The organism is Phyllobacterium sp. SB3 (assembly GCF_040009165.1).
Classification (GTDB): domain Bacteria; phylum Pseudomonadota; class Alphaproteobacteria; order Rhizobiales; family Rhizobiaceae; genus Phyllobacterium.
This window is the reverse complement of the sequence record NZ_JBDYKI010000001.1, coordinates 336,815-360,084: the sequence shown is the minus strand read 5'-3', so window position 1 is coordinate 360,084 and position 23,270 is coordinate 336,815. Positions and strand designations below refer to the sequence as shown.

Below are 23,270 nucleotides of genomic sequence, written 5' to 3'. Positions count from 1 at the left end.
ATGCCTGGCCCCGTAACTTGGTATCGAATGACTTATCAGTGCGGGCCATCTGATGGCCGAATGCCCAGTTTTGCATTTAGGGGCCAATCCTATACGCCGCCGCCAATGCCAACGTATCGCGCGCCCAGTGTTACGAACTGCAACCGTTACGGCAACAATGTCACCTGCACGAGCTATTGAGTGAAGGGGGCAAGCCAGATGCATGGATCAATAGGGTGTTGGCAATGATTCGCAATCTGGGGCTAGTTGTTTTTGCACTGCTGCAAGGTATTCCAGAAACCATGGCGACAGAGTTTGCTACTTATATTTGCATTGAGGAGCGGTCTGCTGGGTGGGAGCCGCGTGAAGGTAAAGTTGATGTAATTGGGCAATTCCAACCGGATGCCTCACCGATGATCATCAAGGCATTTCCTTCGAAAATTAGCGACAATAAGGTCGTTACGCTTGGCAAGATAGAAGTTACCGAGGAAGGTAAAACTTCGACTTTCACGACCACTGAATGCTCCGAAATCTCAGCTTACATGATTAGAGATCGTGCCTTTAGGGTTGCGAGAGACGTAGACTATTACGTGAATTCCTGTGCATCAATTCTCGCCAGAAAATCTCAGCAAAATACTTTCGGCTTTGGTAGCCATACTTTCTATTTCACAAAAGACCCAGCTGCCGGGGAAACGCCTGTCCAGTACAGAGAGGCCCTCATGGTTGGAATACGAAACACCTATGTTCATCTTGGCACATGCACTCTTCAATAAGTTGCAAAAGCGGGAGCCTGACGATTATGGGAGGTGGTCTTTTTTCTCCGATATTCTGCGTTCCATATCCTCTCGCCAGCCGGACCCGATGCTTTCTGCTCTATCCGCCTTTGGTAATCTCCTGTTTTGAATGGCCAATAGCACCAGCGTAACTCCGTATGCTAAAATCCCTGCCATAACAGGTGCCGCAATACCTTTAACCCCCCAGCCAAAATAGATATTGGCGACGAGGAACGAGACAAAGATGACGATCTGTAAGATGCGTAGTCCCATTGCTCACCGCAGATTTAATTATCATGGAATGATTATTGCTGCATTCAGTATACGGCAGCGGAAGCAAGGCAAGCGATTTCGCTGATGGCGATCCGGGAAAATATAAGCAGCTTGACCAAAAGTTAGGGCTAAAGTTAGGGCCTCCGCTCATCTAATGTGAAATTATATAGTAATTTCAATTGGATGGCAGAAATAACTGGCGGAGAGGGAGGGATTTGAACCCCCGATGGAGTTGCCCCCATGCCGCATTTCGAGTGCGGTGCTTTCAACCACTCAGCCACCTCTCCGCGTCTGGGATCAATGTCGAGACCCCGTATCTATAGTGCCGCGTTGCCCCGAGGGGCTTTGGCTTGAGCGTGCGACGCGCTAGATAGCGGGCAAAGCGTGCAGATACAAGAGCAATTTTGCGTTAAATTTCTTGACTCTGTGCCAATCCTGATCTTATAAGCGCCCAACGACTGGCGTGGGGGATTCTCCGCGCCGTTTGTTTTTGAGTTCGGGTGCCTTCATTCATACGGATAAAAGTGCCTTTCGATCAATCTGTCACGACTGACAAAAAGACGGTTATTGCGGGGAAACCCGCAGAAAACCGAACCGAACGCCGAAAGGGCACAAAATGTTCGCAGTCATCAAGACCGGTGGTAAGCAGTATCGCGTTGCCGCCAATGACCTTCTAAAGGTCGAAAAAGTTTCCGGCAATGCCGGCGATATCGTACAGTTCGCAGAAGTTCTGATGGTTGGCGTCGGTGCTGACGCAACAATCGGCGCTCCTGTTGTCAGCGGCGCGCTGGTTACAGCCGAAGTCGTCGAGCAGGGCCGTGCACGCAAGGTTATCGCTTTCAAGAAGCGCCGCCGCCAGAATTCGAAGCGCACACGCGGTCATCGTCAGGAATTGACAACGATCCGTATCGCAGAGATCCTCACAGGTGGTGCGAAGCCTTCGAAGACTGCCGCTGAAAAGCCGGCCAACAAGAAGCCTGCAAAGGCAGAAGTTGCTGCAGCTGACGCGACAGAAACCAAAGCCGCCCCAAAGGCCAAGGCTGCGCCCAAGAAGGCTGCTGCCAAGGCTGAGAAGCCCGCTTCGGGCGAATAAGAACAGGTTTAAAGGAGCAATCCCATGGCACACAAAAAAGCTGGTGGTTCGTCACGCAACGGTCGTGATTCAGAATCGAAGCGCCTTGGCGTGAAGAAGTTTGGCGGCGAGCGCGTGCTTGCTGGCAACATCCTCGTTCGTCAACGTGGTACCAAATGGCACCCCGGTGTCAATGTTGGTCTTGGTAAGGACCACACTCTGTTTGCGCTTGAAGCAGGCACAGTATCTTTCCGTACCAAAGCCAACGGCCGTAGCTTCGTGTCGATCGTCACCCCGATCGCCGAAGCAGCAGAATAGCCGGTCATGCTTGAAGCACCGGCGTCCCATCGGACCCGGTGAAAAAATGGCAACCGCCAAAAGATCAAAGGGAGATGGGGCACTACCCGTCTCCCTTTTCGTATCTGGAGGAATGAAAAATGGTTGCTGATATACTCGAAGAAGAAGATGAACGGCTGGATCTCATAGACTGTCCGGTCCTCGTTACAGAACGCCTCGTTTTGCGCGCCCCTCACATTGAGGACGTGGATGCAATTGCCAATCTCGCCGATAATCTTCGCGTGGCAGAAATGCTGTCGCGTATGCCGCACCCCTACACGAAAGCCCATGCGGTGGATTTCGTGCGACGTGCCAATGCGGGCGAGATTGGCAAATGTGTCTACGCCATTACCCTCGCACAAACGGGTACGTTTGTCGGATGTTGCGGGATCAATTATCGACGCGGTGCAGGCAAGGACGAGCTGGAAATAGGTTACTGGCTGGGTGAGCCGCATTGGGGCAAAGGTTACGCGACCGAGGCCGCTCATGCGCTGGTTGACCTGGTATTCCGCGCTACGCAGGTGGAAAAGCTTTACGCCTCGTGCCGCGTGTCAAACATTGCGTCGCGCCGCGTCATCTACAAGAGCGGTTTCCAGTACACCAATACCGGGATGATGGACTCTATCAATGCAGGTAACGTCCCGGTGGAGCGTTACATGCTTGACCGGCGTACCTGGATTGGTTTGCGGAGCTGGACATCCTAAATGAGTTCGGGTGAGCGCCCGTTGTATTGCCGTTCATCAGTCTCGCCATTCAACACGCTGGTTCCCGAAAGGTTATCCGACGGGAACTGGCCAGTTTTATTCTCGCTGGAATTGCTGTATTGCCTCCAAGCAACACATAAGGACTGAATTTCCATGAAGTTTCTCGATCAGGCGAAAGTCTATATCCGCTCCGGTGACGGTGGTGCCGGCTCGGTGTCGTTTCGCCGTGAAAAATTCCTGGAATTCGGCGGCCCCGATGGCGGTGATGGCGGTCGCGGCGGCGATGTCTGGGCCGAAGCGGTCGATGGATTGAATACATTGATCGACTATCGCTATCAGCAGCATTTCAAGGCCAAGACAGGTATGCATGGAATGGGCCGTGACATGACTGGCGGTAAAGGCTCGGATGTCATTTTGAAGGTGCCGGTCGGTACCCAGATTTTTGAAAACGACAATGAAACGCTGATTGTCGATTTCACGGTTGTAGGACAGCGCTATCGTTTGGCCAAGGGCGGCAATGGCGGTTTTGGCAATGCTCATTTCAAGACTTCGACCAATCAGGCTCCGCGTCGCGCGAATCCGGGTCTTGAAGGTGAGGAACGCAACCTTTGGCTCCGATTGAAATTGATTGCCGACGCCGGGCTGCTTGGGAAGCCCAATGCTGGTAAATCCACGTTTCTTGCCAGCGTTACGGCTGCCAAGCCAAAGATCGCCGACTATCCGTTTACAACGCTGCATCCCAATTTAGGTGTAGCGCGTGTCGATGCGCGCGAGTTCGTTATTGCAGACATTCCGGGCCTTATTGAAGGTGCTCATGAGGGCGTCGGTATCGGCGACAGGTTTCTTGGCCATGTGGAGCGGACGCGTGTACTGCTGCACCTCATTTCGGCGCAGGAAGAGAATGTTGCAGAGGCATACAAGACGGTCCGGAACGAGCTGAAAGCTTATGGCGGGGGACTTGCAGAAAAGCTCGAAATCGTTGCTCTGAGCCAGATCGATACATTGGATGCAGCGGCCCGCAAAAAGAAAATCGCGGCACTGAAAAAGGCATCCGGCGTTGAGCCCATGCTCCTATCGTCGGTTAGCCGCGAGGGCGTCGAGCATGTATTGCGGGCGCTTTCGGCCATCATATTGGAATCCCGTAAATCGGAAGCGCCTGTAGAGGTCGACAACCGTTACAAATATTGAGTGTCGCAATGTCCGTGAAATCCACGCAAAGCCGAAAAGATAGTGAGTTTGCTCAGGTAAAGGTTTTGCCGAAGCTGCACACTTATCGGCGGATCGTCGTGAAAATCGGTTCGGCTCTGCTTGTCGATCGGGCCAGTGGATTAAAGCGGCAATGGCTGGAAAGCCTGGGCGCTGATGTGGCAGCACTAACCGCATCCGGCGTCGAGGTGATGATTGTTTCGTCAGGCGCAATCGCCCTTGGTCGAAATGTACTTGGCCTGCCGAAAGGAGCGTTGCGGCTTGAAGAAAGCCAAGCTGCTGCTGCTGCGGGTCAGATCGAACTGGCAAAGGCATATGCTGAGGTATTGAGCGACCACAGCTTGCGCGCGGGGCAAATCCTGCTGACTTTGGCCGATACCGAGGAGCGTCGGCGATATCTTAATGCGCGTGCTACACTAGGGACATTGTTACGGTTGAAAGCAATTCCGGTCATCAATGAAAACGATACGGTGGCGACGACCGAAATCCGTTATGGAGACAATGACCGGCTGGCTGCGCGTGTCGCAACCATGATGAGCGCTGATCTGCTTGTCTTGCTCTCGGACATAGATGGACTTTATACCGCCCCGCCGCATCAGAATCCCGATGCGCAATTCCTTCCGGTCGTAGATGCGATTACGCCCGATATTGAGGCCATGGCTGGCGCTGCCGCTTCTGAATATTCACGTGGCGGCATGAAGACGAAACTTGATGCAGGCAAAATTGCCAATGCTGCTGGTACAGCGATGATCATTGCGTCGGGAACACGGCTTCATCCGCTGGCTGCAATTGACCTCGGTGAACGCTCAACCCTGTTCAAGGCGAGTACATCGCCGGTAAATGCCTGGAAAACATGGATTTCCGGCAACCTCGAACCATCTGGACGTTTAGTTATCGATGAGGGTGCCTTGATTGCCCTGAAATCCGGCAAATCTTTGCTGGCAGCGGGCGTTCGTGAGGTTTACGGACAATTTATGCGCGGCGATACGGTTGCTGTCGTCGGTCCCGATGGCCGGGAGGCAGCGCGGGGCTTGATTGCCTATGATGCATCGGACGCCGTGAAGGTTGCCGGACACAAGACCAGCGAGATCGCCGAAATATTGGGGTATGATGCCCGTTCGGCGATGATACATCGTGACGATCTGGTGGTGCGCGCAGCAAAACGCCTTGCTGTTGCGGAGGAGTAAAGAATGCTGACACGTGCGGATGCAAATAGTGCCGAGGTCACGTCCATCGTTGAATTAATGGCTGAGACGGGCCGAAAGGCACGTGCTGCTGCACGTCCCTTGGCTATCGCATCACCGGAAGTGAAGACCATTGCGCTTCTCGCTATGGCGGAAGCGATTGAGCGCCGCGAGGCTGAAATTCTGCAGGCCAATGAGCAGGATATGGCAAATGGTGCAGCTGCCGGTATGACCTCCGCATTGCTTGATCGCCTCAAGCTGGACGAAAAGCGGATCGCAGCAATTGCGACCAGTATCCGGACTATTGCTGATCTGGCAGATCCTGTTGGACAGATCATCGCCGAATGGGATCGCCCCAATGGACTGCATATTGAGCGCGTCCGCACGCCGCTTGGGGTCATCGGCGTGATTTATGAGAGCCGGCCAAATGTGACGGCAGATGCGGGCGCGCTTTGCCTGAAGTCTGGCAATGCCGTGATCCTGCGCGGCGGTTCGGATTCGGCAAACTCATCTCGTGCTATCCATGCAGCTCTTGTCGATGGACTTGAAGCTGCTGGACTGCCATGCGATGCCATACAGTTGGTGTCCACGACAGATCGTAGTGCCGTAGGAGAAATGCTCAAAGGTCTTAACGGCAACCTTGATGTCATTATTCCACGCGGCGGCAAAAGCCTTGTTGCCCGTGTTCAGTCAGAAGCGCGGGTTCCGGTTTTTGCGCATCTGGAAGGCTTGTGCCACGTTTATATTGATGGATCAGCGGATGTCGAACTGGCCCGCAAGATCATTGTGAACGCCAAGATGCGGCGGACCGGGGTTTGCGGAGCCGCCGAAACTCTCCTCGTCGACCGTTTGATTGCGCCAGTGCATCTTGCACCGATGCTGGACGATCTGATCGCAGCCGGTTGTGAGGTCCGCGGCGATGAAGAGGTGACCAAACTCTACGGTAAAGCTAACGCTGCGATGGAGGAAGACTGGTCAACCGAATATCTGGACGCGATCATTTCGGTAAAACTGGTCGACGGTATCGATGGGGCGCTCGATCACATCAATCATTATTCGTCGCATCACACGGAAGCGGTTATCGCCGAAGACAGAGATGTCGTGGAAAGGTTCTTCAACGAGATCGACTCGGCAATTCTTCTGCACAATGCTTCGACGCAATTTGCCGATGGCGGAGAGTTTGGAATGGGTGCAGAGATTGGCATCGCGACCGGTAAGATGCATGCGCGGGGACCTGTGGGTGTTGAACAGTTGACGTCTTTCAAATACCGCGTTCGCGGCACTGGTCAGATACGTCCGTGATATTTGGACCAGCGAGCATTCCGGGCATCGACGATGCGCATCTGCGTATGCCTTTTGTCGAAAAGGGCATGGCGGTCGGTCTGTTTGGCGGATCATTCAATCCACCTCACGCCGGTCACGCGCTGGTCGCTGAAATCGCGATGCGCAGGCTGAAACTTGATCAGCTCTGGTGGATTGTCACACCGGGGAATCCGCTCAAGGATAAGCGCGAGCTTGCACCATTGTCGAAGCGGCTGGAGTTATGTGAAGCGCTTATTCACGATCCGCGAGTGAAGGTTACGGCATTTGAGGCGGCTCACCACATTCGCTACACAGCGGATACGCTTGCTCTCATAAAGTTGCGCAATCCGGGCGTTCATTTCGTCTGGATAATGGGTGCAGACAGCCTTGCCGATTTTCATCGCTGGCAGCGATGGCAGCAGATTGCAACAACGTTTCCCATTGCCGTAATAGATCGACCCGGTTCAACGCTGGCGTTTTTGTCCTCGCGCATGGCAAAGACGTTCGACTACGCGCGAATTGACGAAGACGATGCTCCACTTCTCGCCCGCTCGCGTGCACCGGCCTGGACCTTTATTCACGGGCCAAGATCACTGCTTTCATCCACGGCTATACGCAACGGGAAAACACAACAAAAAAGCTGAGATCGCGTTGGGAGTGGTTAGTTCAAGATGATGTCTTGAAACTGCCATGCGACTCTGCCTATCTTATACGTGTGCAGCGAGTTCAATAGCTGCGGCGCGTTGTTCTTAAGGGAAAGGAATTACACTGAGAACAGCAATTCAAAAGAAGGAAGCTTTGGCTCCTTCAACGGCAGAGATCAGCGGTATCAATTCCGTCGCTCGTGCCCTCAAATCAGTGCTTGATAGTCTCGACGACTCCAAGGCTGAACAAGTTGTCCCCATCGACCTTCGAGGTAAATCCGTTGTCGCTGACTATATGGTCATCGCGTCCGGTCGTTCGCATCGCCACGTTACAGCGGTTGCGGATCAGCTTCTTCGAACTCTGAAAGAGAACGGACACGGCAATAATGCCAAAGTCGAAGGTCTAGCCAGCGGTGATTGGGTGCTGATCGACACGGGCGATATCATCATCCATATTTTCCGCCCCGAAGTGCGGGAGTTCTACAACATCGAAAAGATGTGGCAGGCTCCGGAACTGGATGGTGAAACCGTACACTAGAGCAAGTTTTGCTTATATAGAGCCTGGGCTCTTGTGTATCATAGGCCGGCGGCAAGTCCGGTGTGAGCAGGTTTGTCTTTAACTCTGCCCGGACTGGAGTGTTATGCGTATCAGTGTTTTTGCCGTGGGCCGCATGAAGTCCGGTCCGGAGCGTGAGCTTGCGGATCGGTATTTTGACCGTCTGAAAAAGACCGGTGTTCCTTTGGGTCTTGAGTTTTCGTCGGTGACGGAAATCGTGGAAAGCCGTGCGCAACAGCCCGATCTGCGAAAGCAGGAAGAGTCTGCTCAGGTCCTTAAAGCTCTTGATACCGGCGGTGTGCTTGTGCTTCTCGATGAAAGGGGCAAAACCATGCCGTCCGAGGCCTTTGCATCCAGCATTGCGCGATTTCGAGATGAAGGTAAACGGCAGTTGCTGCTGGCTATCGGCGGGCCGGATGGTCACGATGCTGCCCTGAGGGAGCGAGCCGACCTTGTTGTTGCACTGGGTGCCATGACTTGGCCGCACCAGATTGTACGTATTCTTGTTGCCGAGCAACTTTATCGTGCCACGACGATACTGTCCGGGCACCCTTACCATCGCGTTTGATTACAAATATGTAATTCAGCCCTTGTTCATGCTGAGCGAGGATAATGACCTCCACTGATCATTACGAAAATATAATGATCTCAATGCTTTTCGAGTGAACCGCTCCTATCCATTTCTTGGTATTATCAATCAGGATGGAGATGTTTCATCTGCGAAGAAGGTGGATAGGTCGATGACTAAAATTGCCAAGGTAGCCAGTCACGGTAAGCCGACTCCCGAAGGGTCGAACGTTACCTTTATACCTGGTGCCATTCCTCCCGGACGCAAGAAAAAGCGCTCACGTCTTTGGCTTTGGCTACCGGTTGTGGTCATAGCCGCTGGTGCCGGTTATTATGCCTGGTCAGCCTACGGAGCTTCCACGACCGCTGCAGCTGTGATCACGCAACCTGTTGTCAGAGCGGATATCGAGAATGCAGTAACCGCCGTTGGAACCCTCGACTCGATCAAATCGGTTGACGCGGGTGCGCAGGTTTCCGGTCAGTTGAAGGTTCTGCACGTCGAAATTGGCGATAAAGTTACCCAAAACGAACTCATAGCCGAAATTGACCCGGCAACTATTCAAAACAGAATTGAGATTGATCAGGCAGAGCTTGCAAACTTGCAGGCGCAACTGGTGTCAAAGAAAGCCCAGCTTGTGCTTAAACAGGCCAATATTGAGCGTCAGCGTAATCTGGTGGCAACGCGTTCGGTTTCGCAATCGACGCTGGATCAGGCAGTTGCCGATCTTGCTGCTGCCGAAGCTGATGTAAATGCGCTCGAAGCACAGATACGCAAACAGAAGGCCACCCTTGATGGTGATCAGGTCGATCTGGGTTATACAAAGATTTATGCACCGATGGCGGGCACTATTGCCGCTGTGCCGGTGAAAGAAGGTCAAACGCTGAATGCCAGCCAGACAGCTCCGACAATTGTCACGATTGCCGATCTTTCGACAATGACTGTCAAGGCGCAGGTGTCGGAGGCGGATGTCAGCAAGCTCAAGATTGGTATGGAAGCATACTTCACACTGCTCGGTCAGCCGGGAAAACGTTATACCGGCAAGCTGCGCCAGATACAGCCAACGCCCGATATCGAGAACAATGTTGTTCTGTATTATGCGCTTTTTGATGTGCCCAATACCGATGGCGATCTCATGATCTCAATGAGCGCGCAGGTTTTCTTTCTGCAATCAGCTGCGAAGGATGTTCTGGTGGTTCCAAGTTCTGCCATCAAAGCAAGTCGAACTTCCGGCGAGGCTGGGAATGGAAAGCGGGCGTTTGAGGTAAGTGTCGTCGATGCTGCAGGTAAAACGTCGATGCGTGAAGTTGAAGTTGGTATCCGCAATCGCGTGAATGCGGAGATCAAGAGTGGCTTGCAGGAAGGCGACCTTGTGGTAGTCGGTCAGGGGAGCGATGCCAATAACGGTGCAAATGGGTCAGGCAACCGCTCGCAACGCGGTCAGCGCATGCCACGGATGTTCTGACCATGACAGCGCTCATTTCGCTCAAGGATATCGATAAAATCTACTACAATGGCGATCTTTCCGTTGAAGTTCTGCATGGAATCTCACTCGATATTGAAGCTGGTGAATTCGTTGCGATCATCGGGCAATCCGGTTCGGGAAAATCAACGCTCATGAATATTCTTGGCTGTCTGGACCAGCCGACCAGCGGCAGCTACCTGCTCGATGGAGAGCATGTTGCGGGGTTTGAGCCGGATGAACTGGCCGGACTGCGAAGGAGAACCTTTGGCTTTGTCTTTCAAAGCTATAATCTGATCCCGACTGCCAGTGCGCAAGAGAATGTCGAAGTCCCTGCTGTTTACGCAGGCGCTTCCGCGAAAGACCGGCACGACAGGGCGGAAGCCCTTCTAAGCACGCTCAATCTCGGTGATCGGCTGGACCATAGGCCAAATCAGCTCTCCGGTGGTCAGCAGCAACGTGTTTCGATTGCGCGAGCGTTAATGAATGGCGGACGGATTATCCTTGCGGACGAGCCCACAGGAGCGTTGGACAGCCAAAGCGGCGAAGAAGTCATGGCGCTTCTGCGGGAGATGAACGAAAGCGGCCATACGATCATCGTTATCACGCACTCGCGCGAAGTGGCTGAGCAGGCAGATCGTCTGATCGAACTGCGTGACGGGCGGGTTGTTTCCGATCGAACAAAGAAGGGGCGCAGTAATCCCGAAGCGGCTCTTGGATTAAAGCAAAAGGCAGTTGATGGCGTTGCTGCAATTGCTGACATATCTGAAGCGATCAAGATGGCGGTTCGTGCTCTGCGGGCAAACCTCTTTCGTACAATTTTGACATTGCTTGGCATCGTTATCGGTGTTGGTTCAGTTGTGGCTATGCTGGCCATAGGTACGGGTGCTCAAAACTCGGTTCTGGATCGCATCTCGTCCATGGGGTCAAACCTGCTGGTCGTCAGACCGAACATGGCGAATTTTCGTGGCGGGCAGGGCGGGAGTATTGTCACGCTGGTTCCGGGGGACGCCGACGCAATTCTGGAAGTGCCAAATGTGGCCTTCGCTGTTCCAGAAATGACCAGTACAGTTACCGTGCGCTACGGCAATATCGATTACCAGACGTCGGCGAATGGAACTGTCCCGCAATATACCGATGCCAAGTCGTGGAAGATCGGAACAGGGGAATTCATCAACCAGCGGGATATGATCAACTACGCCCCCGTGGCTGTCCTTGGTCAAACGGTTGCCAAAACGCTGTTTCCGGATGGAGAAAGCCCGCTGGGGAAATATGTTCTGGTCAGCAAGATTCCATTCCAGATCATTGGCGTGATGAGTGAAATGGGTGCCGGTCCCGGCGGCAATGATCAGGACGATACGATTATCGTTCCGCTGACCACCGGCAGCACAAGACTGTTCGGTCAGCGAAATGTGCGCTCCATTACTGTGCAGGTTAAAGACGGTTCGCTCATCGATGCTACGCAAACAACGATACAGCAATTGCTGGACGAGCGGCACCAGAAACAGGACACGCAAATCACCAACATGGCGTCAATACGGGAGGCCGTGACGGAAACGTCGAACACACTCAAGCTCTTCCTGGGTGCTGTAGCTGCGATTTCCCTGCTGGTTGGCGGTATCGGCGTTATGAACATCATGCTGGTGAGCGTCAGCGAACGGACACGCGAGATCGGTGTACGCATGGCAACAGGTGCACGGCAACGCGATATCCTGTTGCAGTTCATCATTGAAGCATTGGTTGTTTCGGCGGTCGGCGGGGCTATCGGCGTTGTCGCGGGTCTTGGCACAGGTGTGCTGGCCAAGTTCCTTGGTGCACCAATAAGTTTCACAGTTGGGCCAGTTGCATTGGCTTTTGCCTGCTCATTCTTGACGGGCCTCGTCTTCGGCTATCTGCCAGCCAGAAATGCTTCGAAGCTGCAACCAGCGGTAGCTCTGAGTTCAGAATAGATCAGGAGAACCGTCCCGCTTCACTGTGAACCAGATCGGAAATGAAACCGGATACAGCAGTGATACGGCGAAGCGTGCGTACTGATTCATGATACGAAAGCCAATAGGAACGGCGGATTTTGCGTTCGGGTAATACGGGCACAAGATCATCATGTTCGCGTGCGATGAATGTGTGAAGAATACCTATTCCCGCGCCCGCTCTAACGGCTTCGACCTGTCCCAAGGCACTCGATATTTCGAAGGCCGGGTGCCATTCACGCGTGATTTCAGGTGCATAGTTCAGTGATTGGCTGATGACCAGGTCATCAACATATCCAACGAGACGATGCTTTGGCAGATCATCAATAGTTTGTGGTGCCGGATGGGCTGCGAGATAGTTCCGGCTGGCATAGAGGCAGAGGCTGTAGTCGACCAGCTTCCGCGCAACCAATCGACCTTGATCGGGGCGATCAACGGTAATCGCTATATCGGCCTCTCGCCGTGATAGCGAAAAGGAACGTGGAACAGGAACAAGCTGGATTTTGAGATCAGGATAGCTTGCCGTGAGTGTTGCAAGCCTTGGAGCCAGAAAGGTTACACCGAAACCATCCGGGGCTCCGATGCGAACTGAACCGGAAATAGCGACATCGGCATCGCCAAGTGATGAACGTGCCGCCAGCATTTCTGCTTCCATACGTTCGCCCGAAAGGAGAAACTCCTCACCAGCGCGGGTCAGTTCGCAACCGTTCGTGCGCCTTGTCAGCAGTTTCGTATTAAGTGCAGTTTCCAAGGCAGTAAGCCGTCGCGCCACCGTTGCGTGATTGACGCCAAGGCGTTTGGCAGCCCCGAGTATTTGACCTGAACGGGCTACGCTGAGAAAAATACGAACATCATCCCAATTCATTTGAAAACTCCACACGATGTTGCTTTAATTTTTGCACAACGGATACGCTTTTGCACGTCTTGCATTAAATATTTTGTAGCGCGATTATGGTGCATACGAAAATTATCAAAGGGAGGTTGCTCGCAATGCGCGAAGTTGGACATTTTATCGGTGGCAAGCATGTCGCTGGCACGAGTGGTCGGACGACCGAGATTTTTCAACCTATGGACGGTACTGTTCAAGGTACTGTTGCGCTAGCCACTCCGGCGGAAGTGCGCGCAGCGGTTGAAAATGCCAAGGCAGCACAGCCGGCATGGGCAGCGACCAACCCGCAGCGCCGCGTTCGCGTCATGCGCAAGTTCCTCGAACTGGTCGAAGCAGAATATGATTCCCTTGCTGAGCTTCTTGCTCGCGAGCATGGCAAAACCATTCCGGACGCAAAGGGCGATATCCAGCGCGGTCTGGAAGTGGTCGAGGTTTGCCTCGGTGCTGCTCATATGCTCAAGGGCGAGTTCTCCGACAGCGCAGGTACAGGCATTGATGTTTATTCAATGCGGCAACCACTCGGTGTTGTTGCGGGCATTACACCTTTCAATTTTCCGGCGATGATTCCGCTCTGGAAGGCTGGACCTGCAATCGTATCGGGCAACGCTTTCATTCTGAAGCCTTCCGAGCGTGACCCCGGCGTGCCGATGCGCCTTGCCGAATTATTCATTGAAGCTGGATTGCCTGCTGGCATTTTCAATGTGGTCAATGGTGACAAGGAAGCAGTGGATACGTTGCTTGACGATCCGGATATCAAAGCTGTGGGCTTTGTTGGGTCCACACCGATTGCGCAGTACATTTACAGCCGTGCAACAGCAAACGGTAAGCGTGCCCAGTGCTTCGGTGGTGCCAAGAACCACATGATCATCATGCCCGATGCCGACATGGATCAGACAGTGGATGCCTTGATCGGTGCTGGCTATGGTTCAGCTGGCGAGCGTTGCATGGCGATTTCTGTTGCTGTTCCAGTTGGCAAGGAAACGGCCGACCGTCTGGTTGCAAAGCTAATTCCACGCGTTGAGGCTCTAAAAGTGGGTCCATCAACTGATCTGACTGCCGATTATGGCCCGGTCGTCACGAAGCAGGCACTGGAGCGCATTCAAGGCTATGTTGATCTTGGCGTGAAAGAAGGAGCGAAGCTCGTCGTCGATGGTCGCGGTTTCAAGATGCAAGGTTACGAGAACGGCTACTATATGGGCGGCTGCCTGTTCGACAATGTGACGCCCGACATGCGTATCTACAAGGAAGAAATCTTTGGACCGGTCCTCGGTATTGTCCGTGCCGATACTTATGAAGATGCGCTGCGCCTTCCGAACGAGCATGAATATGGCAATGGTGTCGCGATCTTTACCCGTGATGGCGATGCGGCGCGCGATTTCGCCTCACGCGTGCAGGTTGGCATGGTTGGTATCAATGTGCCGATCCCCGTTCCGATTGCCTATTACACATTCGGCGGTTGGAAGGGTTCCGGTTTCGGCGATTTGAACCAGCACGGTCCCGATGCATTCCGTTTCTACACCAAGACAAAGACTGTCACTTCGCGCTGGCCATCGGGCGTAAAAGATGGTGCCGAGTTTGTTATTCCGACAATGAACTAAGCTGTCTGATAAGTAGACCCGGAGCCGCCAGAGTTACTTTGGCGGCTTTTCCTATGGGGCGAGCACCCTCAGATGCTCAATAAGTTTCGTCGCTGCTTTTTCTGCATCCTCCGGATTGCGCTCGATGATCGCTTCGATCAATGCCTTGTGTGCGGAAACTGATTGTTGCAACCCGCCCGGCCGTTGCAGACGAAACCAAAAGCGCCTGCTGTGCGTTTGCAGTGGCGACGCAAGGCGGGCTGCAAACGGATTGCTCGCTGCTTGTCCCAGCACAGTGTCAAAAGTTTTGTCAGCCACCAAGAACCCGGTGACATCCTCCGAAGTCACTGCCTTGCTCATAGCGTCGGAAGCTTCCTTCAACCTGCGGTGATGCAACTGCGCACCGTATTGCGCTGCACCTCGTGCCAGTACACGCTCTATACCTTCGCGGGCATCCAGAACCTTTGCAAAGTCCTGTGGGTTCAGTTCTGCAATTGCTATGCCTGATCTGGGTCTGATCTCCATCAATCCTTCCCAAGCCAGCTTTTGAACCGCTTCCCGTACAGGTGTTCGGCCCATGCCTGTTATGTCAGTCAGTGCACGTTCATTGACGATTGCACCTGGCTCAAGCTTGAGCGTGACGATCATCTCTTCGATTTGCCGATAGGCCAGTTCTGCGAGGCTCTCGCCATATTGTACAGACGCGTGTGCAGTAGTTTGGAACATGAAACGGGATCTTTCAATGAAGCGATTGACAGATATGTATATTATAGATATATTTCTGATATATCAACAAGGAGTGTGATCATGTGGTCGGGTGTTCTTCCTGCAGTTACCAGCAAATTTACGGATGATGATAGGCTTGATCATGCGGAAATGGAACGCTGCTTCTCTCTCCTGATGGAAGCCGGTTGCGACGGTCTGATTGTCGCCGGTTCACTCGGCGAAGGCCCCATGCTCAGCCATGATGAAAAGCTTGAAGTGTTGAAAATTGCCCAGGATGTCGCCAGGGGTAAACCAGTACTGCTCACAATCAATGAGGCAGCCACTCGTGAAGGCGCTGCTCTTGCCAAACGAGCCGCCAAAGCCGGAGCGGATGGATTGATGCTTGTCCCCAGCCCTATTTACCATACGGATCCGGAAGAGACCGTCACGACATTGAAGGCTGTTGCTTCCGCAGGCGATCTTCCAGTGATGATCTATTCAAACCGTATCGCATACCGTGTTGATGTAACGAGTGCGATTCTGTCCGAGCTTGCTTCGGATGATCATTTTGTAGCTATCAAAGAATCTTCGGACGACATTCGCCGCACAACAGACATCATCAATGATTTCGGTGCACGGTTCGATCTGTTCACCGGTGTCGACAATCTTGCTTTTGAGGCATTGACGGCAGGCGCTGTTGGCTGGGTTGCAGGGCTTGTAACAGCCTTCCCGAAAGAAACGGTAGCCATTTACAAACTTGTGCTTGCAGGTCGGTATGCTGAAGCATTGGCAATTTATCGTTGGTTCCGCCCACTTCTAGACCTCGATGTCTCGACCTATCTGGTGCAAAACATCAAGCTTGCCGAAGTGCTGGAGATCGGTACCAATGATCGCGTGCGTTTACCAAGGCAGCCTCTGCGCGGCGAACGCAGGGCATCTGTTGAAAAGACGGTCAGGGATGCAATAGCGTCGCGTCCGGCCCTACCGGTGCTCTAGGTTTCGTGCAAACTTTGTAATCATGCCGAAAGACAATATCGATATCCTGATCATCGGCGCCGGTATTGTTGGCGTAGCAACGGCCGCCATTCTTGCAGAGAGTGGCCGCAAGGTACTTGTCGTTGATCGTCAAGGTATCTGTGAAGGAACCAGCTCCGGCAATGCCGGAGCCCTGGCATTCTCCGACATATTGCCAATGGCTTCGAAGGGCATACTTGCAAAGGTGCCGGGTTGGCTGATGGACCCGCTTGGGCCCTTCACCATACGCCCGTCTTATCTGCCAAGGCTTCTGCCGTGGCTCTACCGATTCTGGCGTGCCAGCAGCGCGGACATGCTTGAACGCACTGTGGAAGCGCAGGGTGCGATGATGCGTCTTGCCGAACCGGAAATGCTCGGGTTGATGCAGCGTGCAGGTATCGGAAATATGGTGCGGGAAGATGGCTCTCTGGAGCTTTATGAAAGTGAAAGCGAGCTTAATGCTTCATTGCCGGGATGGAGCGCGAGAAAAGCTGCCGGAATTGCCTTCGAGCATTTGCGGGGCAGCCAATTGCGTGAATGTCAGCCGGGCCTTTCACCCAGATTTATTACCGGGACATTTGTTCCCGGATGGAAGACCGTCAGTGACCCGAAACACGTTGGTCAAAGCTTGTGGAACTACGCGCAGCGCAATGGTGCAGCTTTTACTCACGGCGAAGTAACTTCAATCAGCATGAACACGCACGGTGCGGTAGCGCACTTTGCCGATGGGCAAACAATTGAGGCTGCAAAAGTTGTTGTCGCGGCTGGAGCCTGGTCACATCATTTGGCCAAGTATCTGGGCGATCATATCCCTTTGGAGACCGAGCGTGGCTACAATACAACCTTGCCTGTCGGTGCTTTCGATTTGAAACGGCAGCTCATCTTTTCCGGGCATGGATTCGTTGTCACTCCGCTGGAGACCGGCATACGTGTTGGCGGTGCCGTTGAGTTAGGCGGATTGAAACTGCCTCCGAATTACAAACGATCTGAAATCATGCTGCGAAAAGCCGAGCAATTTCTGCCCGGTTTACAGTCAAAGGGCGGACGCCAGTGGATGGGATACAGGCCATCGACACCGGACTCCCTACCTGTGATAGGATCTTCCAGATCGACGAATAATGTTCTCTATGCTTTTGGCCATGGCCACCTCGGCTTAACACAGTCCGCAGTAACAGCCCGGCTCATCAGCGATCTGATTGCCGGCCATACGTCTTCGATACCGGTTGATCCCTATAGTCCCGAACGTTTCAGGAGCTAGACCAGATGGCACGTCATTCTTTCTTTTGCGTAGATGGTCATACTTGCGGAAATCCGGTGCGCCTCGTAGCCGGTGGCGGCCCAAATCTGGCAGGCGCAACAATGATGGAAAAGCGTGCGCATTTTCTTGCAGAGTTTGACTGGATAAGAACCGGTTTGATGTTCGAGCCCCGCGGACATGACATGATGTCGGGTTCGATCCTCTATCCACCGACACGTGATGATTGCGACGTTGCAATCTTGTTTATCGAAACATCCGGCTGTCTGCCAATGTGTGGTCACGGCACGATCGGTACTGTGACAATGGCGATTGAACACGGACTGGTCACTCCGAAGGTTCCGGGTACTCTGCGGCTCGACACGCCTGCCGGTCTTGTCGTTGCCGAATACATACAGGAAGGGCAATACGTCACGAGTGTGAGAATCACCAACGTACCCGCTTTTCTCTATGCGGAAGCCCTGGAGGTGGAATGCCCCGATCTCGGTACACTCCTTGTCGACGTAGCCTATGGGGGCAACTTCTATGCGATCATCGAACCACAGGCAAACTACAGGGATATGGCCGATTATCGTGCACTGGATTTGATTGGCTGGAGCCCGGTGCTGCGGGAGCGTTTGAATGAACACTATACGTTCGTTCATCCAGAGAACCCCGGTATCAATAAGTTAAGCCACATCCTGTGGACAGGTGCGCCAACCCATCCTGAAGCGCATGCTCGAAATGCGGTTTTCTATGGTGACAAGGCAATCGACCGCTCACCTTGCGGCACTGGTACATCGGCGCGAATGGCGCAGTTGGCAGCCAAAGGAAAACTTCATCCTGGCGAAGATTTTGTTCATGAGTCGATCATAGGTTCGTTGTTTCATGGCAGGGTTGAGAAGACGCTGACTATCGGGGAAAGGCCCGCGATCATTCCTTCAGTGGCGGGATGGGCACGCATGACCGGCTACAATACTATTTTCATAGATGACCGCGATCCGTTTGCTCACGGTTTTGTCGTGAAGTAGTGCATTTTGCTGCATTGCAAAATTAGTGCTCTGGTGGTGATTTCGGCTAAAATGGACGGATTGGTTGTGGATAGCACTAAAGAAGACATCAAATTTGGTGTAAAATTCTGGAGAATCTATGCCAGCAAATAAAAGTGTGTCGCCGGTGCCAAAAAAGCAGTTGCTTTCTTTATCGCAGGCGCTAGGTGTAATGACATTGGGGCAACAGTAACCGGATAGAAAAACCGGACAAGAAACTTCCCAATAAAACGAGGGGTATCGTTGCAATGGAGTATTTCATCCAGCAATCGATCAATGGGTTGACGCTTGGTTCAATTTACGGCCTGATCGCCATTGGTTACACGATGGTCTATGGGATCATCGGTATGATCAACTTCGCCCATGGCGACGTGTTCATGCTCGGCGCCTTCATGGCGATGATTGTTTTTCTGGCACTGACGACATTTATTGGCGGTGTTCCAGTGGTTCTGGCGCTGTTGCTGATGATGCTTGTCGCAATGCTTTTGACCGGCCTCTGGAGCTGGACAATTGAACGGCTGGCATACCGGCCGTTGCGCGGTTCCTTCCGGCTGGCGCCATTGATCACTGCCATTGGCATGTCGATTGCTCTTTCGAACTTTGTGCAGGTTACACAGGGCCCTCGCAACAAGCCAATTCCACCGCTCGTCAATGGCGGCATTATCATCCCTGGTACCGATATCAGCATCGCCTACAAGCAGATGGTGATCATCGTTGTTACAGCAATTCTGCTGGTTGCCTTCTGGTACCTCGTCAACAAGACGACACTTGGCAGAGCCCAACGCTCCTGTGAACAGGATCGCAAGATGGCCGCCTTGCTCGGGATTGATGTCGACAAGACTATTTCCATGACCTTCGTGATGGGTGCAATGCTGGCTGCAGTGGCTGGTACACTGTACCTGATGTTCTACGGGGTGATTTCGTTCACAGATGGGTTCACGCCCGGCGTCAAAGCCTTCACGGCGGCCGTACTTGGCGGTATCGGCTCCTTGCCGGGTGCGGTGGTCGGAGGGTTGCTGATCGGCCTGATCGAGGCATTGTGGTCGGCTTATTTCTCCATTGATTACAAGGATGTTGCGGCATTCTCGATCCTGGCGATCGTTCTGATCTTCCTGCCGTCGGGTATTCTCGGCCGGCCCGAAGTCGAAAAGGTTTAAGCATATGGCCGATGTACAAACGTCTAACCCGGAATCCAACTTTGCCAAGGCAGTAAAGGAGGGTCTGGTCGCCGCCGCTCTGGCTTTGGGGTTGTTTCTTCTCATCGTCGGCTTCCGTACGGATCAAAATATTCGCAATGAACTTGTTCTGAACCAGCGTTGGGGTTTGCTTGCGATATTTGTTCTGGTTGCCGGTTTTGGCCGGTTTTTCCTGACGGCCTATGTGGCGCCTTGGAATGCCGCACGTGCAGCGAGCAAACGAGCAGCTGTAGCAAAAGAGGCGAAGGAACAGTCTGCGTTCCGCAAAAGCTTCCCCAAGATCGGTCTCGCACTGCTTTTTGTCTATCCGTTTCTGGTGATCGCGATTTTGGCCGCCTATAATGGCTCGATGATGGGCGGCCTGCAGGGTTCGCTCAAATATGTCGATAATTTCGGTATCCAGATTCTCATCTATGTGATGCTGGCTTGGGGACTCAATATCGTTATCGGCCTCGCCGGGTTGCTGGATCTCGGCTATGTCGCGTTCTATGCTGTCGGTGCCTATTCCTATGCGCTTCTGTCGACGCATTTCGGCCTGTCCTTCTGGCTTCTTTTGCCGATGGCTGGCATTTTCGCCGCGCTTTGGGGCGTTATCCTCGGCTTTCCGGTGTTGCGCCTGCGCGGCGACTACCTTGCCATTGTGACGTTGGCCTTCGGTGAAATCATTCGCCTTGTGCTGATCAACTGGACGGTTGTCACCAAGGGGACATTCGGTATCTCGGGCATCGCCAAGGCAACGCTGTTCGGTATTCCTTTTACACCCGGACCCGGTGGCTTCGCCAATCTGCTCGGTCTGCCCAACTCCGGCGTCTACTACAAGATATTCCTCTATTATCTCATTCTTCTTCTTGCTCTTTTGACGGCATGGGTAACAATCCGCCTGCGCCGCATGCCGATTGGTCGCGCATGGGAAGCGTTGCGTGAGGATGAGATCGCCTGCCGCTCACTTGGCATCAACACAACGACAACCAAGCTGACTGCTTTTGCCACGGGTGCAATGTTCGGTGGCTTTGCGGGGTCGTTCTTCGCCGCGCGTCAAGGTTTCGTTAGTCCGGAAAGCTTCGTCTTCCTTGAGTCTGCAATTATCCTTGCGATTGTGGTTCTGGGTGGCATGGGTTCGCTGGTCGGTATCGCGATTGCTGCTGCTGTCATGATTGGCGGCACGGAACTGTTGCGTGAGCTTGAATTCCTGAAGCGAATCTTCGGCAATGACTTCACGCCAGAACTCTACCGCATGCTGTTGTTTGGTCTGGCCATGATCGTGGTCATGGTATGGAAGCCACGAGGTTTTGTGGGTAACCGAGAACCGAGCGCCTTCCTGCACAAGCGAAAGTTGATATCGAGCGAATTCACTAAAGAAGGGCACGGCTGATGGTTTCGGAAGTGCAAAAAAACAATAGCGCAATTCTGCGCGTAGAACGCCTGTCAATGAAGTTTGGTGGTCTGATCGCCATCAACGATCTGAACTTCGAGGCGAAACGTGGTGCCATCACTGCGTTGATCGGCCCGAATGGTGCAGGCAAGACAACGGTATTCAATTGCATTACCGGCTTCTACAAGCCGACCGAGGGCATGCTGACCATGACCCGCCAGAACGGCGAGGAATATCTGCTGGAACGCATGGCTGATTTCGTGATCACCAAGAAGGCGAAAGTTGCGCGCACATTCCAGAATATCCGGCTATTCTCGGGACTGACAGTCCTTGAGAACCTGCTTGTTGCCCAGCACAATCCTTTGATGCTTTCATCAGGCTACACAATTCTTGGACTGCTTGGGTTTCCGACCTACAAAAAGGCGGCGGCTGATGCGATCGAGAAAGCCCGGTTCTGGCTGGAGAAGATTAATCTGGTTGACCGTGCCGATGACCCAGCGGGTGATCTGCCCTATGGTGCGCAGCGCCGTCTCGAGATTGCACGAGCCATGTGCACCGAGCCGGAACTGCTTTGCCTTGATGAGCCCGCTGCTGGTCTCAATGCACGCGAATCCGCTGAGCTTAACAAGCTCCTGCTCGATATTCGCGACGAAACAGGTACCTCGATCCTTTTGATCGAGCACGATATGTCGGTGGTCATGGAAATCTCTGACCACGTTGTTGTGCTTGAGTATGGCACCAAGATTTCCGACGGCACGCCCGAGAGTGTGAAGAACGATCCGAAAGTGATAGCCGCGTATCTCGGCGTTGAAGATGAGGAAATCGTTGAGATGCTGGAACAGGCCGAAGCTGCCGGCGTCGACGATATTACCGCTGCTGTTGACCTCATGTCGACCGAAGCCATTCACGAAATTGAAGAGACGCATCCGGATGCTGCGGCTGCTGCACTCGTTGCAACAGGACCCGCCCGTCCGGTCAAACCTGCAGCCGCAAAAAAGCAACCAACTGCGACTGCAAAGGCAGTGGCAAAGCCTGCGGCAAAAGTAGCTGCACCGGCTCCGGCCGCCCCTTCGCAACCGGTTAAACCGAATGTTGCAAAGCCTACCAAAGCTCCAGCAGCAAAGAAGCCTGCGGAAAAGCCAGAAAAAGCATCGCCTGTGGCATCTTCGATCAAGGCAGGCGCGACAACCAACGCATTGGCAGCGCCGCGTGACGGAAAGGCTGACAGGCTGATCGATATCAAGGGGATCGGGCCGGTCAACGAACGTAAGCTGAACGAGCATGGGATATTCCACTTCGACCAGATTGCCTCCTGGAAGAAAGCCGATGTCATTGCGGCCGAAGCCTATCTGGCTTTTGACGGGCGCATTGCCCGCGAAGACTGGATTGGTCAGGCAAAGGCAATGGCCAAGGCAAGCCAGAAGAAACCGGCAGCCAAGAAGAGCGGAGGAGCTAAGTAATGGCGGAGAACAAGGCTCTTCTCAGCATTGAAAATGTCGAGACATATTACGGAAATATCCGTGCGTTGAGCGGTGTGACCGTACATGCCGATGCCGGTGAGATCGTCACGCTGATCGGTGCAAATGGCGCTGGCAAATCAACGCTGATGATGACCATCTTCGGAATGCCGCGCGCCCGCACCGGCCGCATTATTTTTGATGGCAAGGATATCACGCAACTACCGTCGCATGAGATAGCCCGGCTGCGTATCGCACAGTCCCCGGAAGGCCGCCGCATTTTCCCGCGCATGACCGTGCAGGAAAATCTGCAGATGGGTGCCAGTCTCGACAAGCTGGAATATTTCGATGAGGACGTGCGCAAGGTTTTCGACCTGTTTCCGCGCCTCAAGGAACGGATAAATCAGCGCGGTGGAACGCTTTCGGGTGGCGAACAGCAAATGCTGGCCATTGGCCGTGCATTGATGGCGCGTCCACGTTTGCTTTTGCTGGATGAACCTTCTCTCGGCCTTGCCCCGTTGATCATCAAGCACATTTTCGAGGCGATCAAGGAACTCAACAAGACAACGGGTCTTACTGTGTTTCTGGTAGAGCAGAATGCTTTCGGCGCATTGAAGCTTGCCGACCGCGGTTATGTGATGGTCAACGGCATTGTGACCATGAGCGGCGCAAGTAAGGACCTTCTGGCCAATCCGGAAGTGCGGGCCGCCTATCTTGAAGGCGGGCGTCACTAACAAGACAAGACGGCTCAAAA

General features: G+C 53.4%; 23 protein-coding genes and 1 tRNA gene. 20 read left to right on the top strand and 4 right to left on the bottom strand.

Annotation, left to right across the window (positions count from 1 at the left end; all coding sequences use genetic code 11):
• The first annotated feature begins 224 nt into the window (after positions 1 to 224).
• The gene (locus tag ABKW30_RS01810; RefSeq protein ID WP_348596312.1) at positions 225 to 752 is read left to right on the top strand and encodes a hypothetical protein; all 528 of its coding nucleotides are present in this window, start codon (positions 225 to 227) and stop codon (positions 750 to 752) included.
• 24 nt (positions 753 to 776) lie between these two features.
• Here ABKW30_RS01810 and ABKW30_RS01805 read toward each other — a convergent pair whose 3' ends face one another.
• Positions 777 to 1,025, bottom strand: coding sequence for a hypothetical protein (locus tag ABKW30_RS01805; protein ID WP_348596311.1), 249 nt, complete (start codon positions 1,023 to 1,025; stop codon positions 777 to 779).
• Between the two features lie 197 nt (positions 1,026 to 1,222).
• Positions 1,223 to 1,312, bottom strand: a tRNA-Ser gene (locus ABKW30_RS01800).
• Between the two features lie 329 nt (positions 1,313 to 1,641).
• Between ABKW30_RS01800 and rplU the strand changes: the two genes are divergently transcribed.
• The 11 genes from rplU (at position 1,642) to ABKW30_RS01745 (ending at position 12,005) form a co-directional block, all read left to right on the top strand.
• Positions 1,642 to 2,118 carry a 50S ribosomal protein L21 gene (rplU, locus tag ABKW30_RS01795; RefSeq protein ID WP_008121909.1) on the top strand — a complete coding sequence of 159 codons (477 nt, stop codon included), beginning with the start codon at positions 1,642 to 1,644 and terminating at the stop codon, positions 2,116 to 2,118.
• Between the two features lie 24 nt (positions 2,119 to 2,142).
• On the top strand, positions 2,143 to 2,415 hold the full coding sequence (gene rpmA, locus ABKW30_RS01790; RefSeq protein ID WP_115054309.1) for a 50S ribosomal protein L27: 273 nt from the start codon (positions 2,143 to 2,145) through the stop codon (positions 2,413 to 2,415).
• A 119-nt stretch (positions 2,416 to 2,534) separates the two neighbouring features.
• The gene (locus tag ABKW30_RS01785; RefSeq protein ID WP_348596310.1) at positions 2,535 to 3,137 is read left to right on the top strand and encodes a GNAT family protein; all 603 of its coding nucleotides are present in this window, start codon (positions 2,535 to 2,537) and stop codon (positions 3,135 to 3,137) included.
• A gap of 153 nt (positions 3,138 to 3,290) precedes the next feature.
• On the top strand, positions 3,291 to 4,325 hold the full coding sequence (gene obgE / locus ABKW30_RS01780) for a GTPase ObgE (RefSeq protein ID WP_348596309.1): 1,035 nt from the start codon (positions 3,291 to 3,293) through the stop codon (positions 4,323 to 4,325).
• 8 nt (positions 4,326 to 4,333) lie between these two features.
• Positions 4,334 to 5,530, top strand: coding sequence for a glutamate 5-kinase (proB, locus tag ABKW30_RS01775; protein ID WP_348596308.1), 1,197 nt, complete (start codon positions 4,334 to 4,336; stop codon positions 5,528 to 5,530).
• A 3-nt stretch (positions 5,531 to 5,533) separates the two neighbouring features.
• A complete protein-coding gene (locus tag ABKW30_RS01770; protein ID WP_348596307.1) occupies positions 5,534 to 6,829 on the top strand; it encodes a glutamate-5-semialdehyde dehydrogenase in 1,296 nt (431 codons plus the stop codon).
• A gap of 47 nt (positions 6,830 to 6,876) precedes the next feature.
• A complete protein-coding gene (locus ABKW30_RS01765) occupies positions 6,877 to 7,473 on the top strand; it encodes a nicotinate-nucleotide adenylyltransferase (protein ID WP_348597567.1) in 597 nt (198 codons plus the stop codon).
• A 154-nt stretch (positions 7,474 to 7,627) separates the two neighbouring features.
• Positions 7,628 to 8,011, top strand: coding sequence for a ribosome silencing factor (rsfS, locus tag ABKW30_RS01760; protein WP_348596306.1), 384 nt, complete (start codon positions 7,628 to 7,630; stop codon positions 8,009 to 8,011).
• Positions 8,012 to 8,114: 103 nt separating this feature from the next.
• Complete coding sequence (gene rlmH, locus ABKW30_RS01755; RefSeq protein WP_348596305.1) at positions 8,115 to 8,597, top strand: 23S rRNA (pseudouridine(1915)-N(3))-methyltransferase RlmH; 483 nt, start codon at positions 8,115 to 8,117, stop codon at positions 8,595 to 8,597.
• A 172-nt stretch (positions 8,598 to 8,769) separates the two neighbouring features.
• Positions 8,770 to 10,059 carry a macrolide transporter subunit MacA gene (macA, locus tag ABKW30_RS01750; RefSeq protein WP_348596304.1) on the top strand — a complete coding sequence of 430 codons (1,290 nt, stop codon included), beginning with the start codon at positions 8,770 to 8,772 and terminating at the stop codon, positions 10,057 to 10,059.
• 2 nt (positions 10,060 to 10,061) lie between these two features.
• Positions 10,062 to 12,005, top strand: coding sequence for a MacB family efflux pump subunit (locus ABKW30_RS01745; RefSeq protein WP_348596303.1), 1,944 nt, complete (start codon positions 10,062 to 10,064; stop codon positions 12,003 to 12,005).
• A 1-nt stretch (position 12,006) separates the two neighbouring features.
• On the opposite strand, the gene ABKW30_RS01740 is transcribed toward ABKW30_RS01745, so the two are convergent.
• Positions 12,007 to 12,888, bottom strand: coding sequence for a LysR family transcriptional regulator (locus ABKW30_RS01740; protein WP_348596302.1), 882 nt, complete (start codon positions 12,886 to 12,888; stop codon positions 12,007 to 12,009).
• A gap of 125 nt (positions 12,889 to 13,013) precedes the next feature.
• Between ABKW30_RS01740 and ABKW30_RS01735 the strand changes: the two genes are divergently transcribed.
• Positions 13,014 to 14,510, top strand: a complete 1,497-nt coding sequence (locus ABKW30_RS01735; RefSeq protein WP_348596301.1) for a CoA-acylating methylmalonate-semialdehyde dehydrogenase — start codon at positions 13,014 to 13,016, stop codon at positions 14,508 to 14,510.
• Positions 14,511 to 14,561: 51 nt separating this feature from the next.
• Here the strand turns inward: ABKW30_RS01735 and ABKW30_RS01730 are convergent, their stop codons facing one another.
• Positions 14,562 to 15,215, bottom strand: coding sequence for a GntR family transcriptional regulator (locus tag ABKW30_RS01730; protein WP_348596300.1), 654 nt, complete (start codon positions 15,213 to 15,215; stop codon positions 14,562 to 14,564).
• Positions 15,216 to 15,296: 81 nt separating this feature from the next.
• Here ABKW30_RS01730 and ABKW30_RS01725 point away from each other — a divergent pair, with 81 nt between their 5' ends.
• From ABKW30_RS01725 to ABKW30_RS01695, 7 genes are all read left to right on the top strand, one after another.
• Positions 15,297 to 16,190, top strand: a complete 894-nt coding sequence (locus tag ABKW30_RS01725; protein WP_348596299.1) for a dihydrodipicolinate synthase family protein — start codon at positions 15,297 to 15,299, stop codon at positions 16,188 to 16,190.
• A gap of 22 nt (positions 16,191 to 16,212) precedes the next feature.
• On the top strand, positions 16,213 to 17,466 hold the full coding sequence (locus tag ABKW30_RS01720; RefSeq protein WP_348596298.1) for an FAD-binding oxidoreductase: 1,254 nt from the start codon (positions 16,213 to 16,215) through the stop codon (positions 17,464 to 17,466).
• Between the two features lie 5 nt (positions 17,467 to 17,471).
• Positions 17,472 to 18,473 (top strand): 4-hydroxyproline epimerase, encoded by a 1,002-nt coding sequence (locus ABKW30_RS01715; RefSeq protein WP_348596297.1) that lies wholly within the window; start codon positions 17,472 to 17,474, stop codon positions 18,471 to 18,473.
• Positions 18,474 to 18,739: 266 nt separating this feature from the next.
• Positions 18,740 to 19,648 carry a branched-chain amino acid ABC transporter permease LivH gene (locus tag ABKW30_RS01710; RefSeq protein ID WP_348596296.1) on the top strand — a complete coding sequence of 303 codons (909 nt, stop codon included), beginning with the start codon at positions 18,740 to 18,742 and terminating at the stop codon, positions 19,646 to 19,648.
• A gap of 4 nt (positions 19,649 to 19,652) precedes the next feature.
• On the top strand, positions 19,653 to 21,059 hold the full coding sequence (gene livM / locus ABKW30_RS01705; RefSeq protein WP_348596294.1) for a high-affinity branched-chain amino acid ABC transporter permease LivM: 1,407 nt from the start codon (positions 19,653 to 19,655) through the stop codon (positions 21,057 to 21,059).
• Positions 21,059 to 22,519 carry an ATP-binding cassette domain-containing protein gene (locus ABKW30_RS01700; protein WP_348596293.1) on the top strand — a complete coding sequence of 487 codons (1,461 nt, stop codon included), beginning with the start codon at positions 21,059 to 21,061 and terminating at the stop codon, positions 22,517 to 22,519. The genes livM and ABKW30_RS01700 overlap by 1 nt, the downstream gene beginning before the upstream one ends.
• Positions 22,519 to 23,250: an ABC transporter ATP-binding protein gene (locus ABKW30_RS01695; protein ID WP_348596292.1), complete on the top strand. Its 732-nt coding sequence runs from the start codon at positions 22,519 to 22,521 to the stop codon at positions 23,248 to 23,250. The genes ABKW30_RS01700 and ABKW30_RS01695 overlap by 1 nt, the downstream gene beginning before the upstream one ends.
• Positions 23,251 to 23,270: the final 20 nt, after the last annotated feature.

Coding starts and splice junctions, on each gene's coding strand:
- ABKW30_RS01810 (WP_348596312.1), top strand. CDS start 225: ATGATTCGCAATCTGGGGCTAGTTGTTTTTGCACTGCTGCAAGGTATT.
- ABKW30_RS01805 (WP_348596311.1), bottom strand. CDS start 1,025: ATGGGACTACGCATCTTACAGATCGTCATCTTTGTCTCGTTCCTCGTC.
- rplU (WP_008121909.1), top strand. CDS start 1,642: ATGTTCGCAGTCATCAAGACCGGTGGTAAGCAGTATCGCGTTGCCGCC.
- rpmA (WP_115054309.1), top strand. CDS start 2,143: ATGGCACACAAAAAAGCTGGTGGTTCGTCACGCAACGGTCGTGATTCA.
- ABKW30_RS01785 (WP_348596310.1), top strand. CDS start 2,535: ATGGTTGCTGATATACTCGAAGAAGAAGATGAACGGCTGGATCTCATA.
- obgE (WP_348596309.1), top strand. CDS start 3,291: ATGAAGTTTCTCGATCAGGCGAAAGTCTATATCCGCTCCGGTGACGGT.
- proB (WP_348596308.1), top strand. CDS start 4,334: ATGTCCGTGAAATCCACGCAAAGCCGAAAAGATAGTGAGTTTGCTCAG.
- ABKW30_RS01770 (WP_348596307.1), top strand. CDS start 5,534: ATGCTGACACGTGCGGATGCAAATAGTGCCGAGGTCACGTCCATCGTT.
- ABKW30_RS01765 (WP_348597567.1), top strand. CDS start 6,877: ATGCCTTTTGTCGAAAAGGGCATGGCGGTCGGTCTGTTTGGCGGATCA.
- rlmH (WP_348596305.1), top strand. CDS start 8,115: ATGCGTATCAGTGTTTTTGCCGTGGGCCGCATGAAGTCCGGTCCGGAG.
- macA (WP_348596304.1), top strand. CDS start 8,770: ATGACTAAAATTGCCAAGGTAGCCAGTCACGGTAAGCCGACTCCCGAA.
- ABKW30_RS01745 (WP_348596303.1), top strand. CDS start 10,062: ATGACAGCGCTCATTTCGCTCAAGGATATCGATAAAATCTACTACAAT.
- ABKW30_RS01740 (WP_348596302.1), bottom strand. CDS start 12,888: ATGAATTGGGATGATGTTCGTATTTTTCTCAGCGTAGCCCGTTCAGGT.
- ABKW30_RS01735 (WP_348596301.1), top strand. CDS start 13,014: ATGCGCGAAGTTGGACATTTTATCGGTGGCAAGCATGTCGCTGGCACG.
- ABKW30_RS01730 (WP_348596300.1), bottom strand. CDS start 15,215: ATGTTCCAAACTACTGCACACGCGTCTGTACAATATGGCGAGAGCCTC.
- ABKW30_RS01725 (WP_348596299.1), top strand. CDS start 15,297: ATGTGGTCGGGTGTTCTTCCTGCAGTTACCAGCAAATTTACGGATGAT.
- ABKW30_RS01720 (WP_348596298.1), top strand. CDS start 16,213: ATGCCGAAAGACAATATCGATATCCTGATCATCGGCGCCGGTATTGTT.
- ABKW30_RS01715 (WP_348596297.1), top strand. CDS start 17,472: ATGGCACGTCATTCTTTCTTTTGCGTAGATGGTCATACTTGCGGAAAT.
- ABKW30_RS01710 (WP_348596296.1), top strand. CDS start 18,740: ATGGAGTATTTCATCCAGCAATCGATCAATGGGTTGACGCTTGGTTCA.
- livM (WP_348596294.1), top strand. CDS start 19,653: ATGGCCGATGTACAAACGTCTAACCCGGAATCCAACTTTGCCAAGGCA.
- ABKW30_RS01700 (WP_348596293.1), top strand. CDS start 21,059: ATGGTTTCGGAAGTGCAAAAAAACAATAGCGCAATTCTGCGCGTAGAA.
- ABKW30_RS01695 (WP_348596292.1), top strand. CDS start 22,519: ATGGCGGAGAACAAGGCTCTTCTCAGCATTGAAAATGTCGAGACATAT.